The sequence below is a fragment of the Micromonospora sp. NPDC004540 genome, from assembly GCF_040610095.1.
Classification (GTDB): Bacteria; Actinomycetota; Actinomycetes; order Mycobacteriales; family Micromonosporaceae; genus Micromonospora.
The window spans coordinates 19,909-35,312 of sequence record NZ_JBEXLR010000063.1; the positions used below are offsets into that span (position 1 = coordinate 19,909).

A 15,404-nucleotide genomic window follows, 5' to 3' on the forward strand; every position below is an offset into this window, starting at 1 on the left:
GTCTCCTCCTGTGGCGCGGACCGGGCTCCAGCCAGACGCTAGACGCCGGTGCCGGCAAGCGTTCCGGTTTGCCGCATTACCGAACGCTTACCGCTGGCGGCCTGCCTCGCTGAGCAGCCGGTCGCCGAGGTCGGTGCGCGAGTAGAGCACCTGCCGGCCCGCCCGGCGCGAGCTGAGCAGCCCGACGGCGCGCAGCGCCTGGAGGTGCACGCTGAGGGTCGGCGCGGAGAGCGCCATCTGGGTGGCGGCCTGGCTGGTCGACATCGGCAGGTCGAGCTGGGCCAGCAGGCCGGCCCGGGTCTGTCCGAGCACGCCGGCCAGCGCGGAGCCGGCCTGCGCGGGGTGCTCCTCCCAGAGCCGGCCGAGGCCGCGCGGGGAGTAGGAGACGCTGGGTGGCTCGGGCTGCGCGGTCCGCACCAGGACGTCCGGCCAGGCGAAGGCGCACGGCACGAGGAGCAGGCCCCGCCCGCCGCAGTCGGCGTGGCCCTCGTAGTACTTGACGATGCTCAGGGTCTCGTCGGCGAACGTGACCGACGGGTGCAGGTTGCTCATCATCCGGTCGACGCCGCCGTCGGCCAGGGCGTCGAGTCGGTAGGCGATGTCGTCGTTGAGCAGCGCGTCGATCCGCGGCCAGTCCGGGGCGATCGCGACCCGGTGGTAGGCCTCGAGCGCCTCCGTGACCGGGCCGATGCCCGCGTCCGGACGGTCCACCAGCGCCTGGAGCAGGGCGCGCCGGCCTTCGCGGCCGGGCCCCTGCTGGGCGATCCGGTGGGTCGCGAGGTGCGCCAACTCCCGCGCCACGATCTCCGGATCGGCGTCGGCGACCTGCGCGAGCGCGTCCGCGAAGGTCGAGGACCGGCGGCCCGGCGGTGGCAGTAGGAAGTCGGGGAGGTAGCCCGCCGGGCGCACCAGCGCCCGCAGCAGGTCGAGGTCGCGCTCGCGCAGCCGGCCCGCTCGCTCGGCGAACCGGTCGATCCAGGGACGGTGCAGGTGCGGCCCCTGCCGGCCGGCGGCCAGAGTACGCAGGCTGGCGACGGTCTCCGTGAGGGGCGAGGCGGCGAAGCGCACGCGGGTGAGGTCCGTCGCCGTGAAGTGCAGGTGGATCACGCGGCCAGGCCTCCCGATTAGGTCTGAGCCTAATCGTGGCCGTGCGCGTGACACCACCGAAGACTGAGGACATCCGCTCGGACCACCGAAAGGACATCGAAGATGCGCACGCTGATCTACACCGCCTTCGTCTCGCTGGACGGCGTCGTCGACTCGCCCGGCGGCGGCACCCCCACCGAGGCCCACCGCAGCGGGGGCTGGACCTACCGGGACATCGAGTTCGTGCCCGAGGCGTACGAGCTCAAGGGCCGGGAGACCGAAGAGGCCACCGCGCTGATGTTCGGCCGAACCAGCTACGAGGCGTTCTCGCCGTTGTGGCCGGACATGGCGGACTTCGCGGCGCTCAAAGAGCTGCCGAAGTACGTCGTCTCGACCACCCTCGACCCGGAGGCCCTCGTCGGCAACTGGGGTGAGATCACCATCCTGCGCTCCCTCGAGGACGTCGCGACGGTCAAGGAGACCGACGGCGGCCCCATCGTCGTCCACGGCAGCGCCACCCTCGCCCGGAACCTCGCCGACGCCGGCCTGATCGACCGGTACCACCTGCTGGTCTTCCCGATCCTGCTCGGAGCCGGCAAGCGGATGTTCAGCGACACCGACCGGGACAAGCAGATGCTGAGGGTGGTCGAGTCCGAGACCTACGCCAACGGCATCGTCAAGCTCGTCTACGACGTGGTCCGCTGAGGTGGCCGCCATGAACCGCGAAACGACGGCAGACGCCCTGGCCGCGGCGTACGAACGGCTGCACGCGTACGGGCCGGAGTTCGGCGGCGACGAGGAGGGCAACCACGGGCTGACCAACCACGGCCCGATGGCCGTGGAGGTCATGGTCCGGCGCGGGCTCGACGTCGACGTCGAGGGCTGGCTCGACCGCTACGTACGCCGCCTGGCGGAGCTGCCCGGCACGAGCGCGGCCATCCGGCCCGGCGAGTGGCGCTCGGCGCTGGGCCAGGCGCGACGGCTGCCCGACTGGGCCGCGTACTTCCGGCACGAGCTGACCGACCGCCCGTGGCGGGACGTGCTCGCCGAGTGGTGGCCACGGCTGCTGCCGGGCATCGTGGCCGGCTCGACCCACGGGGTGATCCGGGTCGGCCACGCGGTGCGTACGCTGCGCGGCGAAGGTCGCGCTCCCGCCCGCCAGACCCTCGACGAGCTGGCCCACGGGCTGGCGTTCTGGGCGGCTCGCTACCGCGAGCTCGCCGGAGTGGTCGCGCCGGAGGGCACCCTCACCCCACGACGGGCCCTGCCGGCCGTCACCCGACTGACGGACCAGAGCGGCTTCATCGCCCACCGGCTCGACCGGCTCGAGCGCAGCCCGGGCTGGACCGCGAGCCTGCGCGCACTGGAGCCGGCGACGTCCGCCGAGGAGGTCCCGGCGCGGCTGGAGTCGCTCGTCGACAGCGCCGCCGGGGCCTACCTCGGGCTCGGCCACGGCTCGCCGGTCCTGCTGGTCCATGCCGCCACCGCGCCCAACGCCGTGCGGCACGTGCTCCCGGTCCTCCCGACCGACCAGTGGCTGCCGAGCCTCGCATCGGCCTGGGCGGCCGTGGCGGCGGTCATCGCGACCTACGCCCCGGCCCGGCCGGCGCCGCGCGCGGAGGTCGTCCGGCGCTGGTCCGAGCTGACCCGCGAGGAGGCGCTCCAGCGGGCCGCCGAGCACGGCGACGAGCACGTCCTGAAGTTCGCCGACACGGCCGTCGAGTCGTACGACCGCACCGGCGACCCCGACCTGCTCGCCGCCACCCTGCACGTCGGCGAGCTGATCGACCGTCCCTGACGCGAGGGGGGCACGGGGCCGGCGCCATCGTCGATCGTCGAGGGATCCGCTGCCAGGCTCTTACGGATCGCTGACGTCCACCCGAACCGCCCGACCCGAACCGCCCGGTGCCCTAGCGTGGGCCGCATGCGGGTACTGGTCACCGGCGCGGCCGGCTTCATCGGATCGCACGTCGCGGACCTGCTGGCCGCCGAGGGGCACGAGCCGGTCTGCCTGGACGCGCTGCTCCCCCAGGCGCACGGCGGCTCGCTGCCGGAGTGGTCCCGGCCGCACGACCCGGTGGTCGGCGACGTCCGCGACGTCGCGCTGCTGGACCGGCTGCTGTCCGGGGTGGACGCGGTCTGTCACCAGGCGGCCATGGTGGGGCACGGGCTGGACCCGTCCGACGCCCCCGACTACGCCGGCCACAACGACCACGGCACGGCGGTGCTGCTCGCCGCGATGCACCGGGCCGGGGTGTCCCGGCTGGTGCTGGCCAGCTCGATGGTGGTCTACGGCGAGGGGCGCTACACCTGCGTCCGGCACGGCGTGGTCCGCCCCTCCCCGCGCCGCCCCGCCGACCTGGCCGCCGGCCGCTACGACCCGACCTGCCCGGACTGCGCCGGCACCCTCGACCCGGCCCTGGTCCCCGAGGACGCCCCGCTGGAGCCGCGCAGCACGTACGCGGCCAGCAAGCTCGCGCAGGAGCACTACGCCGCGGCCTGGGCCCGGCAGACCGGGGGCGGGGTGTGGGCGCTGCGCTACCACAACGTCTACGGTCCCCGGATGCCCCGCGACACCCCGTACGCCGGGGTCGCCTCGCTGTTCCGTTCGGCGCTCGCCGACGGCCGGCCGCCCCGGGTGTACGAGGACGGGCGGCAGCGCCGCGACTTCGTGCACGTCACCGACGTGGCCCGGGCCAACCTGCTGGCGCTCACCGCGCCCACGCCGGACGGTCTGGTCCCGGTGAACGTCTGCTCCGGCGAGCCGCACACCGTCGGCGACCTGGCGACCGCCCTGGCCCGGTCCATGGGCGGCCCCGAGCCGGAGGTGGTCGGCGGCGCGCGGGCGGCCGACGTCCGGCACGTGGTGGCCGACCCCACCCGCGCCCGCAACCTCCTCAACTACACCGCGCGCGTCACCTTCACTGAAGGCGTGACGTCCTTCGCCACCGACCCTCTCCGCGAACCCGCCGCCCTGCCCGCCTGACCCCTCTCCCCCGTCGATCATGAGGTTGGCGGCACGATCCGCCCGATTCATCACCGCCAACTTCATGATCGCCGGATCGGGCGAGGCAACCGGCGGGGGTCAGCTGACCGTGAAGAGCAGGTGGTTGACGGTCAGTGCGGTGAGGGCCTGGGCGGCCAGCCACCAGCGGCGGGTCGGTGCCGGCAGGTGGGCCGCGGCGACCAGCAGCCAGACCGCGAACGGCAGCCAGATCCGCTCCACCTCGGCCTTGCTCATCCCGGAGAGGTCGGCGGCGGCCACCGCCAGCGCGGCGGCGGCCGGCGGCAGGACGGTCGGCCCGAGCGCCGCCACCCGCGCCACCCACCGCCGGCCGAGCCGGACGGCGCCACCGAGCCCGGCGTCCGGCCGGTCGGGCACCCGGTCACCGAGCGGGCCGCCCCGCACGGAGCCGGATGATCGCCAGGCGGCCCGAGCCGCGAGCGCCGTGCGGCGCAGCGCCGGGCCGAGCACCGGCCCGGCGGAGAGCAGCAGCGCCGCCAGGTTCGCCCAGACCCAGTAGGCGTACGGGCGGTCGGCCGCCCAGCCCTGGTAGTAGCGCTCGACCACCCGGTCGTACCCCTCCCACCAGCGGAAGCCGGCCAGCACGAAGAGCGCCGTGACGCCGGCGACGCCGGCCGTCGCGGCGAGCAGCGCGGCCCGGCGGCGGTCCCGGCGCAGCGCCAGCACGGCCACCGCCAGGGCCCCGACCAGCACGAACCCGTACGACAGGTGCAGCGCGAAGCCGAGCAGCACCCCGCCGGCCAGCGCGGCGACCGGCCCGCGTACCGCCAGCAGGGCCAGGCCGGCGGCGACCACACCGGTGAAGACCGCGTCGCCGGAGGCGCCCAGCCAGACCGCCCCGGGCAGCAGCACGAGGAACGGCAGCACCGCCCGTGCCGCCTCGGCGGCGCCCAGCGCGCGCAGGGTGACCGGCACCGAGACCGCGGCGGTCGCGCCGACCAGCACGCAGCAGAGCGCCGCGGCGGCGCCGCCGCCCAGGCCGATCCGGTCCAGCCAGACGAAGACCAGCAGCGCCCCCGGCGGGTGCCCGGCGGTGTGGGTGGACCAGGAGTCGGGCTGGAAGTCGAGGATGCGGTCGGTGAAGCCGGCCAGCATCCGGGGAATGTCGGCCACGCCCGGCACCTCGTGCAGATACTCGGCCTGCGCGGTGAGCCGCCGGGCCAGCCCGGCCGACCAGCCGTCCACCAGGGCCAGCGACAGGGTCCACGCCACCGCGGCCAGCCAGCCGGCGGCCAGCAGCGGACCCCAGCGGGCGGTCCGCGCCCAGGCCAGGCCCGGCCCGAGCACGACCACCGCGACCAGCACCGCGAGCGGAGTGCCCCAGCCCGCGTGCGGCCGCCAGACGGCGTAGAGCGGCGCGGCGTCCGCGTGCAGCCCCACGCCGCGCCGGTTGAGCACCAGCCCGACCGCGACCGCGGCGGCCAGCAGCACCGCCTCGACGGCCAGCGCGACCAGGTCGCCCCGGTGCCCGGGGGCGGTCCGCCGCGGGCCGGGGACGCGGGGCAGGGTGGCCGCGGGTCTCATGACGACCGGACGGTACGACCCGTCGCGCCGCCGCGTCGGCCGAACGGGCGGCACGTCACCGGATGGTAAGAAATGCCTGCTCGGTAAGGGTTCCGTAAGCACGATCGGGGCCTGGCCGGGCGTTCACCGGCCTAGCGTCGGCCGCATGCCGACACAGATCGACGTGGTGCTGCCGTGCCTGGACGAGGCCGCCGCCCTGCCCGGCGTGCTGACCGCGCTGCCGCCCGGCTACCGGGCGATCGTGGTGGACAACGGGTCACGGGACGGCTCGCCGGAGGTGGCCGCCCGGCACGGCGCGCGCGTGGTGCGGGAGCCCCGCCGCGGCTACGGGGCGGCCGTGCACACCGGCGTCGAACACGCCGAGACCGAGCTGGTCTGCGTGCTCGACGCCGACGGCTCCTTCGACCCGGGCGAGCTGCCCGCCCTGGTCGCCCCGGTGGCGGCCGGCGCCGCCGACCTGGCCGTGGGCCGGCGCCGGCCGGTGTCCGCCGGGGCCTGGCCGTGGCACGCCCGGGCCGGCACGGCGCTGGTCGCCGCGCTGCTGCGGCAGCGCGGGGTGCCGCTGCGGGACCTCAGCCCGATCCGGGTGGCCCGGCGGGACGCCCTGCTCGCCCTCGGCGTCACCGACCGGGCCTTCGGCTACCCGCTCGAGCTGATGATCCGGGCCGCCGCGGCCGGCTGGCGGATCCACGAGCGCGACGTCCGCTACGCCCCGCGCGCCGCCGGCACCCGGTCCAAGGTCTCCGGCTCGGTGCGCGGCACGGTCCGCGCCACCCGGGACTTCCTGGCGGTGCTGCGCAACGTGGACGGTCGGCCGTGACCGTCCTGCTGGTGGTGGCCAAGGCGCCCGTGGCCGGGGCGGTCAAGACCCGGCTCTGCCCACCCGCCGGGCCCGCGCAGGCGGCCCGGATCGCCGCCGCCGCGCTGCGCGACACCCTCGACGCGGTCGCCGCCACCCCGGGAGCCGTGCCGGTGCTGGCGCTCGCCGGCCGGTTCGCCGACGCCGAGGACGGGCCGGACCTGGCCGCCGCGGTCGCCGGCTGGCCGGTGCTGCCGCAGCGGGGCGACGACCTCGCCGACCGGCTCGCGCACGCGCACGCCGACGTGGCCGCCGCGTACCCGGGGCGGCCGGTGCTCCAGATCGGCATGGACACCCCGCAGCTGACCGAGGCGCTGCTGGCCGCCGCCGTACGCCGACTCGGCGCGACGGCGACCGACGCGGTGCTCGGCCCGGCCGCGGACGGCGGCTGGTGGGCGCTGGGGCTGCGCGACCCCCGGCAGGCGGCGGCGCTGCGCGGGGTGCCGATGTCCACCCCGGAGACCGGCCGGCGTACCCGGGACGCGCTGGCCGGACGCGGCCTGCGGGTCGGGACGCTGCCGGTGCTGCGCGACGTGGACGACTGGGCCGACGCGCTCGCGGTGACCGGCCTGGTCCCCACCGGCCGGTTCGCCCGGGAGGTCGCCGCCCTGCGGCGCGCGCGGCCGGTCGGGGGCCGGCGGTGACGGCGGACGGCTTCGCCACCGTGCTGCGGCACCGGGACGCCGACGCGCACTGGCTGGTGCAGGCCGACGGGACGCGCCACCGGCTGCCGGTGGAGCGGTGGCACGGGCCGGCCGAGCCGGCGACCGCCGCGGTGGTGGCCCGCTGCGCCGGCCCGACGCTGGACCTGGGCTGCGGGCCGGGCCGGCTCACCGTGGCGCTGGCCCGGGCCGGGCTGACCACGGTGGGGATCGACGTCTCGTCCCGGGCGGTGGCGCTGACCCGGGCGCGGGGCGCCGTCGCGATCGAGGCCGACCTCTTCGACCCGCTGCCCGCCGAGGGCCGGTGGCGGCACGTGGTGCTGCTGGACGGCAACATCGGCATCGGCGGCGACCCGGGGCGGCTGCTGCGCCGGTGCCGCGAGCTGCTCCGACCGGACGGCACGGTCCTGGTCGAGCTGGACCCGCCGGGCAGCGGCACCTGGCAGGGCCGGGCGCGGGTGGTGTCCGGGCGGCGCCGGGGGCCGAGTTTCGGCTGGGCGCGGCTGGACACCCGGGCGGTACACGAGCCGGCCGCGGCGGCCGGCCTGGTGGTCCGCGACCTCCACCCGGCCGGCCGGCGCTGGTTCGCCGAGCTGGCCACCGGCTGACGCGGCGGCCGGCACCCGACTGGACGGGGCACGCCGGTCAGGGCCCCCCCGGCCGCGCAGGGCGTCGAGGGCCAGGTCGAGGGCGGCCGCCAGATGGTCCGTCCGCCCGGTGTGCAGCAGCAACAGCACGCCACCCTGGATGCCCGCCAGCAGGGCCGCGGCGGCGCGGCCCGCGTCCACCTCGGGCGCGATGTCGCCGGTCGACTGCATGTGCCGGACGCCGTCGGCGATCGCGTTCTCCCAGCGCCCCAGCAGCCCGTTGACCAGATCACTCGTGGACAACTCCGCGACCGGCCCGGGCCCGACCGCCTGACGTCACTGTGGCTCGGCAAAAGTGGACCGGCAAGTCCAGAAAACACCCGCCGGAAATCCGGTACGGCCGCACCACGGCGGCGGGCTACCGTGCGCGCATGAGCGACGCCCCTACCCTGCACTTCCACGCCGATCCGGGCGAGTTCCTCGCCGCGGCCGGCGACCACCTGGCGGCGAACCCGGTGGTCGGCACCGTCGTGGCCACCGTCGCGAGCGGGCGGCTGGCCCGGCGTGCCGACGGGGTCCCGCCGCCGGAGGACGACTGGTGGCTGGTGGTCCGGGACGCGTCCGGCGCGGTGGTCGGTGCCGGGATGCGCGCTGCGCCCTTCGCGCCGCGCCCGCCGTTCCTGCTGCCGATGCCCGACGAGGCGGCCGTGGCGCTGGCCCGGGTGTGGCACGAGCGCGGGGAGGAGGTGCGCGCCGTCAATGGCGCGCTGCCCGCCGTGCGGCGGTGCGTCGGCGAGGTGGCCCGGCTCGGCGGCGGCCGGGTCGAGGTCGCCCAGCACACCCGGCTGCACGAGCTCGGCGATCTGGTAGGTCCGGCACGGGTGCCCGGCGCGCTGACCCTCGCCACCGAGGACGACGCCGACCTGGCCGTCGAGTGGTTCGCCGCGTTCATGGCCGACGCCGACGAGCAGGCGGGCCGCCCGCGCGGGGTCAGCGCGCACGAGACCCCCGACCGCGCCGAACTGCTGCGCCGGATCCGGGGTGGACGGCTGTGGTTCTGGACCGACGCGGCGGGCCGACGGGTGCACCTCACCGCCGCCATCCCACCGTCGTTCGGCGTCGCGCGCATCGGCCCGGTGTACACCCCGCCGGAGCAGCGCGGGCGGGGCTGGGCCAGCAACGCGGTCGCGGAGGTCTCCCGGCTGCTGCGGGCCGAGGGCGCCCGGGTGTGCCTCTTCACCGACCAGGCCAACCCGACCTCGAACCGGATCTACGCCAACCTCGGCTACCGGCCGGTGGTCGACATGGCCAACCTGGTCATCGTCGCCTGACACCGACCCGGGCCGGCCGGCCCCGCGCCGCCCGCCGGCATCAGTGGTCGAGGTCGAGCGCGGCCAGCCGCTCCGGGTCGGCGATCACGTCGATGGCGGCGATCCGCCCGTCGGTGACCGTGAACGCCATCACCGACAGCGGCCGGCCGGCCGCGCTCACCAGCACCCCGGCGGCGCCGTTGACCAGCACCGGCCGCGCGAACGGCGAGAACCGGCCGAACGTGGTGGCCTGCGCGGCCACCACCCGCGCGCCGGTGAGCACCGTGGAGTGCCGGGCCCGGGCGGTCCCGCCGTCGGAGCGGAGCACCACGTCGGGGTGCAGCACGGCGACCAGCCCGTCGAAGTCGCCCTCCCGGGCGGCCGCCAGGAACGCGTCGACCGCCTCCCGCTGGCGGGTCAGGTCCGGGTCCGGGGCGGGCGCCTGGCCGCGGACCCGGCGGCGGGCCCGGCTGGCGAGCTGCCGGGCGGCGGCCGGCGACCGGTCGACCAGCGCGCCGATCTCCTCGAAGGGCACGCCGAACATGTCGTGCAGCACGAAGGCGAGCCGTTCGGCCGGGGCCAGGGTGTCCAGGACCACCAGCAGCGCGAGCCCGACCGAGTCGGCCAGCACCGCGGCCCGCGCGGGATCGGCGTCCGGCTCGGCGACGTCGACGACCGGGTCGGGCAGGCGTACGTCGAGGGGGTCCTCTCGGCGTGCGGCGCGGGCCCGCAGCGTGTTCAGGCAGACCCGGGCGACCACCGTGGTCAGCCAGGCGGCCAGGTTGTCCACCCCGGCGGTGTCGGTGCGGGCGAGGCGCAACCAGGTCTCCTGCACGGCGTCCTCGGCCTCGCTCAGCGAGCCGAGCATCCGGTAGGCCACCGCCCGCAGCTGCGGCCGCTGCTGCTCGAACCGCTCGGCCAGCCAGGTGTCCTCGCCCATGTCCCAGTCCTTCCTCGCGGGGTTCCCGGTTGACCGACCCGGCCCGGCCCGCCGGTGTGACGGGGGGTGACCCCGGTCACTCCGGTCACACTTCCCGCCCGCCCGTGGTCGAGCCGGTGAAGCCCGCAACGTAGCGGATCTGTCAGACACGGAGGACGACATGAACGCACCCATCCTGGTCACCGGCGGCACCGGCACCCTCGGCCGGCTGGTCGTGCCGCTGCTGGGCGGGGCCGGCCACCCGGTGCGGGTGCTCAGCCGGCGCGGCGGCCGGCCGGCCGGCGGCGTCGAGCACGTCACCGCCGACCTGCTCACCGGCGCGGGCCTCGACCCGGCGGTACACGGGGTCGACACCGTGCTGCACCTGGCCGGCGGCCCCAAGGGCGACGACGTGGCCACCCGCCACCTGGTCGACGCCGCCCGGCGCGCGGACGTGCGGCACCTCGTGTACATCTCGGTGGTCGGGGCGGACCGGGTGCCGCTGGCCTGGCTGCGGTCGAAGCTGGACGCCGAGCGGGCCGTCGCCGGGTCCGGTGTGCCGTGGACGACGGTGCGCGCCGCCCAGTTCCACGACCTGGTGCTGACCATGGTGGAGAAGCTGGCGAAGCTGCCGGTGGTCCCGGTCCCCGGCGGCCTGCGCTTGCAGCCGGTCGACGCCCGCGACGTGGCGGCCCGGCTGGTCGAGCTGACGCTGGGCGCGCCGGCCGGCCTGGTGCCCGAGCTGGCCGGCCCCCGGGTGTACGGCCTGGACGAGCTTGTCACCGGCTACCTGGCGGCGGTCGGCCGGCGGCGGCTGCGGCTGCCGGTCCGGCTGCCCGGCAAGGCCGGCCGGGCCTACCGGAACGGGGACAACCTCGCCCGCCCCGGCGCCACCCTCGGGGTCCGGACCTGGGAGGCCTTCCTGGCGGAGCGGCTGCGGCAGCCAGCGGCCGGGACGCGCAGCCGCACGGCCTAGCCGCCGGGCGTCCTGGCCGGGGACGGTGCGGCGGCGAGCTCCGCCAGGTGGCGCAGCGAGTTGGTGAGATGCTCGGGGCCGAAGGGCGGGAACTGGATGTATTCCCGGATGGACCGCGGCACCGCCGACCAGTCGTAGGTGAGCGTGACCTCGGTCTCGGACGGACCGAGCGGCGCGAGGTCGTAACGCCAGATCCAGCCGCCGAACTCCAGGCGACCGTCGCCCTTCTCCTCCCCGGTCAGCCAGCCGATGGCGCGCGGCGGGTCGAGCACCTGGACCTTGTTCGCCACCTGGTAGTCACCGTTCGGATGGTTGGCGTGATACATGTCCATCCGAAAGATCTGCCCCACCTCGGTCAGCGGCGCCCGGTCGACAGGTTCCTGAACCCAGCCGGTGCCGTCGATCGCGGAATGGGTCGCCGGGTCCGCCAGCACCGCGAACACCCTCGCGGCGGGCACCGCGACAGTCAGGGTGGTGCTCACGTTCTCCTGGTCCACGGTGTGCACGCTCCTCACCATCTCGTCTCGGGCCTCCCACCTGCGCGGCAGGAGGACGTTCCAAGATGCGGACGACGCGGCGACGCGAAACTCATCGGTCGAGTGGCTCCGCCGGGCAGTTGTTGCTGGTCAGCGTGACGCTGTACTCGGTGTCGTCGTGGGTGATGCCGGACGCTGAACCGTCGAACCAGGTCTCGACCTTCTCCCGGCCCCGGTGCTGCTCGTAGTGCAGGTGCGGTGCGCCGGAGTCGCCGGTGCTGCCCACCCGCCCGAGCTGCTCGCCCCGGGCGACCCGCTGGCCGGCCCGGACCAGTGGCGGTTCGAGCAGGTGCAGGTACTGCGTCTCCCACCTGCCCCCGTGGTCGATCTTCACCCAGTACCCTCCGCCGCGGCCGCGCGGGCCCTTCGGGTTGCCCGGGGTGCGCCCACCCAGCGACCCGTTGATCCCCGCCACGGTGACCGTGCCGTCCTCGGACGCGAGCACCGGCCGCCCCCACGCCTCACCCGCGGTGGGAAACAGGTCGATGTCGTAGTTGTCGTGGCCCGGGTAGGTGCCCAGCCGCCAGGTCTCGCCGCAGGCCACGGGGAGCTGGAACGGCGGGCGTGGACCCGGCGGGCGCAGCAGCGGCACGATGACCACGGCGATGGCGAGAAGCGCCGCGACCCCGCCGAGCGCGAGGAGGACGCGAAGGGTGCGGCGTCTGCGTCGCTGGCCGGTCGTCATCGCCCCGAGCATGGCAGAAACCGACAACGGCGCGGGCGCTGGTGGGCCGAACCCGGCGAACCCTCCCGCCGGTTTTCAGCCCGGGTTCGACGCTGACCGCTCACCAGCCCACGGTGCTGAGGCTGATCGGGGTGAGCTGACGGACCTGCGGCTCGATCCACTGTGCCGCGGTGACCAGCTTGACCAGCCGGTCGATGGTCTCCGGCGGGCCGGCCACGAAGCTACGCCGGTCCGCCGGGCAGCCGTAGCGGTCGTCGAAGCAGCCGCCGTCGAGGGCCCGGACCACCATGCCGGCCTCGGCGGCGAGCAGCATCCCGGCCGGCAGGTCGACCGCCTCGGGGCGGTAGCCGACGATCCCGTCGATGTCGCCGCGGGCCAGCATCACCCAGGACAGCAGCGGCGCCCACAGTTGCAGCACCCGGCGGGCGGTGGTGTCGAGCACCACCTTCAGCGCGCGGGCGGTGCTGTCGTCGCGGGCCACCTCGTGCCCCTGGGTCCAGGCCAGCACCGGCGCGGTCGGCACCGGGCGGCGCGGCGCGTGCAGCGGGCGGAAGGCCGGCCCGGACTCGTGCACGAAGGCGCCGCCGCCGCGCACGGCGGACCAGGTGCGCCCGGCGACCGGGTCGTGCACCACGCCGAGCACCGGCGAGCCCCGGTCGCAGAGGGCGATCCCGACCACGTACGCGGGCAGCCCGATCGCCACGTTGTTGGTGCCGTCGAGGGGGTCGACCAGCCAGGCCCAGGAGTTGTCGGCGGCATACTCGCCGCCCTCCTCGGCGATCACCCCGTGCTCCGGCCAGCGGGCCCGGATCCGGTCGACGATCAGCCGTTCGGCGGCCAGGTCCAGGTCGGTGACCAGGTCGCCGGAGCCGTTCTTGGCCCGGGCGTGCACCTCCCCCCGGGTGCCCCGGCGCAGCAGCCGGCCGGCCGCCTGGGCCGCCTCCACCGCGAACCGGTGCGCGTCGCGCAGGTCGGGCCCGCCTCTGTTCGGCTCCACGTCCATGGCTCCTCCAGCCAGTCAGCCCCGTGCCACCAGTCGCGCGATGTCCCGCGCCATCCGTGCCGTCTCCGCCGCGTCGCAGCGGTCCCGGCGTACCCGGTGGCTGCGCCCGTCCACCGCGCCGAGGCTCAGGTCGCACACGCCGGGAGTGGTCCGCCCGAGCGCCACGGTCACCGCCGGCTCGCCGGCGTCGACCTCCGAGGTGTGGAACCCGCCGGCGCGCAGCGCGTACGAGTCGCCGGCGGAGTGGCTCTCGACGGTGGCGGTCACCGCGGTGACCAACCGGTCGGTGGCCGCCATCTCGTCCACGTCGCCGCGGCTGTGCACCTCGTAGATCCGCCACGCCGGGTCGGCGGGGGCCTCGGTCACCTCGATCAGCTCGTTGCGGACCGTGCCGTGCAGCACGTGGCTGAGCAGGTCCCAGCTGTGCGAGTGCATGGTCGAGGTGGTCGGCCGCACAGGCGGCGGGTCCGCCGGCCAGGCGTGCACGCAGATCCCGTCCGGGCCGGTGCGCTCCACCGGCAGGCAGGTGAAGCCGAGCGGGTGCCGGACGGCCAGCAGCGGCCGCCGTCCCTCGGCGACGTCGTCGAGGACGTCGAGCACCCAGCCGCGCAGCAGCTCCGGCCGGGCGCCCCGGTCGATCTCCCGTTCCAGGTCGGCGTAGCTCATCATGTGTACGGGTTCCTCGCCTGGATGGCCCGGCTCACGATGTCGGCGACCTCCCGGTCGCCGAAGGACCGGGGTAGCGGCAGCCCGAGTGTGGTGAACAGCCGGCGGACCTGCTCCACCGAGGGCTCGTCGTCCAGCTTCACCGGCGCGGCGGCCTCGACGGGCACCCGCCGGCTCTGCTCGCGGCTGTACTGCAACTCGATGTTGAACCGGTTGTAGTAGAGCTCCTTGCGGTCGATCCGCAGGGCCGGGGTCTGCGGGTTCTCCTGCGTGATGATGACGCAGGACGAGGAGAGGTCGTAGCGGAACGTGGTCATCTGCGCGGAGAGCCGGACCTCGACGGTGAGCAGCCCGGATCGTTGCAGGTGCCAGCAGGCGGCCAGCACGGTCGCGTACGACTCCTTGCGGGTGCGGTCCACGGTCCACCGCTCCCCCGGCGCGTCCGGGTCGAGGCTGCGCCGGAACCGCGCGTACCGCTCGCAGACCTCCTCGTCGGTCGGGTCGATGATCTCGATGGCGAGGTGCAGCGTGGCGTTGCGCCGGCGGGCGTGCTCCAGGCACTCCGGCAGGGTGACGGCCCGGGTGTAGGTGCCGGTGCCGCCCTTGAAGTTCCACCGGTCGGTGTGCCGGCGCGCCTCGGCCAGGGCCTGCCCGACCTCGCTGCCGTGCAGCACCCGGACCATGGAGACGCTGTCGATCGCCTCGCGGGCCCGGTTCAGCGCCCCCTCGGGGCCGGTGATCTCGTGCATCTGCGGGACCAGTTCGGTGAGCCTCGACCGGGTGTCCCGCATTACCTCCCGCACCTCCTGCTGGGCGGTCTCGCGGCGCAGCCGGTCCCGCAGCACGGCCTGGGCGAGCACGGCGAGGACCAGCAGGATCGCGCTGTTGACCACGTCCTGGCTGACCGTGTTGGTCAGGCCGAGGATGGCCACGGTCACGGCCAGCAGCAGGCCGATGAACGCGTCGAGATTGTTGACGACCCAGGTGAACAGGCGCGTCATGACATCCCCCGGTCGACGACGGAACCTCCATGATAGCCCTTTGTCAATATCACCATCACGCGCTGTTCGGCTGCCCCGTACCCCTCGGTGACGGCGCCTCCGCCGTGCGCCGGGCGGCGCAGATCAGCGAGCCGCCGAGCCCCGGCGCGACCCGGGCCAGCAGCCGGGAGGCGACCCAGCGTCCACCCGGGAGCCGCCAACCGACCTGGTTGGAGCGGACCGCCAGCGGCGCGAACCCGGCCCGGCACAGCACCCGCCGCAGCAGGGAGGCGGTGAACGGCCGGATGTGCAGCCAGAGGTAGGGGTGCAGGGGGTCGACCTGGCGGGGCGCCCGGCCGGCGAGGAAGGCCAGCCGGTCCTGCGCGGGCGCCAGGTTCGGGGTGGTCAGCACCAGCAGGCCGCCCGGGGCGAGCACGCGGTGGCACTCGTGCAGCAGCGCGAGGGGGTCGTAGACGTGCTCGATCAGCTCGCCGGTGAGCAGACCCGCGAAGCTGCCGGCGCGGAACGGCAGGCCGCGGGTGGCGTCCAGGCAGACCGGCAGGGCCGCGCCGCCGGCGGCTCGCCG

The 15,404-nt window shown here is 75.8% G+C and carries 17 protein-coding genes; 8 read left to right on the forward strand and 9 right to left on the reverse strand.

Translation table 11 applies throughout. The features are described 5' to 3' along the window. Nucleotides 1–87 precede the first annotated feature (87 nt). Entirely contained in the window at nucleotides 88–1,107 is a 1,020-nt protein-coding gene (locus ABZV78_RS20605; protein ID WP_355640777.1) for a DUF5937 family protein, read from the reverse strand. A gap of 102 nt (nucleotides 1,108–1,209) precedes the next feature. On the opposite strand from ABZV78_RS20605, the gene ABZV78_RS20610 reads away from it, so the two are divergent. The 3 genes from ABZV78_RS20610 (at nucleotide 1,210) to ABZV78_RS20620 (ending at nucleotide 4,072) form a co-directional block, all read left to right on the forward strand. Continuing rightward, entirely contained in the window at nucleotides 1,210–1,791 is a 582-nt protein-coding gene (locus ABZV78_RS20610; protein WP_355640779.1) for a dihydrofolate reductase family protein, read from the forward strand. A gap of 10 nt (nucleotides 1,792–1,801) precedes the next feature. Beyond that, nucleotides 1,802–2,884, forward strand: coding sequence for a questin oxidase family protein (locus tag ABZV78_RS20615; protein WP_355640781.1), 1,083 nt, complete (start codon nucleotides 1,802–1,804; stop codon nucleotides 2,882–2,884). A 126-nt stretch (nucleotides 2,885–3,010) separates the two neighbouring features. After that, complete coding sequence (locus ABZV78_RS20620) at nucleotides 3,011–4,072, forward strand: NAD-dependent epimerase/dehydratase family protein (protein WP_355640783.1); 1,062 nt, start codon at nucleotides 3,011–3,013, stop codon at nucleotides 4,070–4,072. Between the two features lie 99 nt (nucleotides 4,073–4,171). On the opposite strand, the gene ABZV78_RS20625 is transcribed toward ABZV78_RS20620, so the two are convergent. Beyond that, on the reverse strand, nucleotides 4,172–5,635 hold the full coding sequence (locus ABZV78_RS20625; RefSeq protein ID WP_355640785.1) for a hypothetical protein: 1,464 nt from the start codon (nucleotides 5,633–5,635) through the stop codon (nucleotides 4,172–4,174). Between the two features lie 145 nt (nucleotides 5,636–5,780). On the opposite strand from ABZV78_RS20625, the gene ABZV78_RS20630 reads away from it, so the two are divergent. The 4 genes from ABZV78_RS20630 (at nucleotide 5,781) to ABZV78_RS20645 (ending at nucleotide 9,074) form a co-directional block, all read left to right on the forward strand. Then, nucleotides 5,781–6,455 carry a glycosyltransferase family 2 protein gene (locus ABZV78_RS20630; protein WP_355640787.1) on the forward strand — a complete coding sequence of 225 codons (675 nt, stop codon included), beginning with the start codon at nucleotides 5,781–5,783 and terminating at the stop codon, nucleotides 6,453–6,455. Then, nucleotides 6,452–7,138 (forward strand): DUF2064 domain-containing protein, encoded by a 687-nt coding sequence (locus ABZV78_RS20635; RefSeq protein WP_355640789.1) that lies wholly within the window; start codon nucleotides 6,452–6,454, stop codon nucleotides 7,136–7,138. Before ABZV78_RS20630 ends, ABZV78_RS20635 begins: the two co-directional genes overlap by 4 nt. After that, entirely contained in the window at nucleotides 7,135–7,764 is a 630-nt protein-coding gene (locus ABZV78_RS20640; protein WP_355640791.1) for a class I SAM-dependent methyltransferase, read from the forward strand. The genes ABZV78_RS20635 and ABZV78_RS20640 overlap by 4 nt, the downstream gene beginning before the upstream one ends. Nucleotides 7,765–8,174: 410 nt before the next feature. After that, complete coding sequence (locus tag ABZV78_RS20645; protein ID WP_355640793.1) at nucleotides 8,175–9,074, forward strand: GNAT family N-acetyltransferase; 900 nt, start codon at nucleotides 8,175–8,177, stop codon at nucleotides 9,072–9,074. Nucleotides 9,075–9,114: 40 nt separating this feature from the next. On the opposite strand, the gene sigJ is transcribed toward ABZV78_RS20645, so the two are convergent. Beyond that, the gene (gene sigJ, locus ABZV78_RS20650) at nucleotides 9,115–9,993 is read right to left on the reverse strand and encodes an RNA polymerase sigma factor SigJ (protein ID WP_355640795.1); all 879 of its coding nucleotides are present in this window, start codon (nucleotides 9,991–9,993) and stop codon (nucleotides 9,115–9,117) included. A 160-nt stretch (nucleotides 9,994–10,153) separates the two neighbouring features. Here sigJ and ABZV78_RS20655 point away from each other — a divergent pair, with 160 nt between their 5' ends. Further along, entirely contained in the window at nucleotides 10,154–10,948 is a 795-nt protein-coding gene (locus ABZV78_RS20655) for an NAD(P)H-binding protein (protein ID WP_355640797.1), read from the forward strand. On the opposite strand, the gene ABZV78_RS20660 is transcribed toward ABZV78_RS20655, so the two are convergent. The 6 genes from ABZV78_RS20660 to ABZV78_RS20685 form a co-directional block, all read right to left on the reverse strand. Continuing rightward, a complete protein-coding gene (locus ABZV78_RS20660; RefSeq protein WP_355640799.1) occupies nucleotides 10,945–11,454 on the reverse strand; it encodes a hypothetical protein in 510 nt (169 codons plus the stop codon). The genes ABZV78_RS20655 and ABZV78_RS20660 overlap by 4 nt on opposite strands. 82 nt (nucleotides 11,455–11,536) lie before the next feature. Then, complete coding sequence (locus ABZV78_RS20665; RefSeq protein ID WP_355640801.1) at nucleotides 11,537–12,169, reverse strand: M23 family metallopeptidase; 633 nt, start codon at nucleotides 12,167–12,169, stop codon at nucleotides 11,537–11,539. Nucleotides 12,170–12,269: 100 nt separating this feature from the next. After that, nucleotides 12,270–13,172, reverse strand: a complete 903-nt coding sequence (locus ABZV78_RS20670) for an inositol monophosphatase family protein (RefSeq protein ID WP_355640803.1) — start codon at nucleotides 13,170–13,172, stop codon at nucleotides 12,270–12,272. Nucleotides 13,173–13,187: 15 nt separating this feature from the next. After that, nucleotides 13,188–13,841 (reverse strand): hypothetical protein, encoded by a 654-nt coding sequence (locus tag ABZV78_RS20675; protein ID WP_355640805.1) that lies wholly within the window; start codon nucleotides 13,839–13,841, stop codon nucleotides 13,188–13,190. Next, nucleotides 13,838–14,839, reverse strand: a complete 1,002-nt coding sequence (locus ABZV78_RS20680) for a hypothetical protein (protein ID WP_355640807.1) — start codon at nucleotides 14,837–14,839, stop codon at nucleotides 13,838–13,840. Before ABZV78_RS20680 ends, ABZV78_RS20675 begins: the two co-directional genes overlap by 4 nt. 55 nt (nucleotides 14,840–14,894) lie before the next feature. Further along, nucleotides 14,895–15,404, reverse strand: a 510-nt coding sequence (locus ABZV78_RS20685) for a methyltransferase domain-containing protein (protein ID WP_355640809.1), incomplete at its 5' end; no start/stop codon positions are given.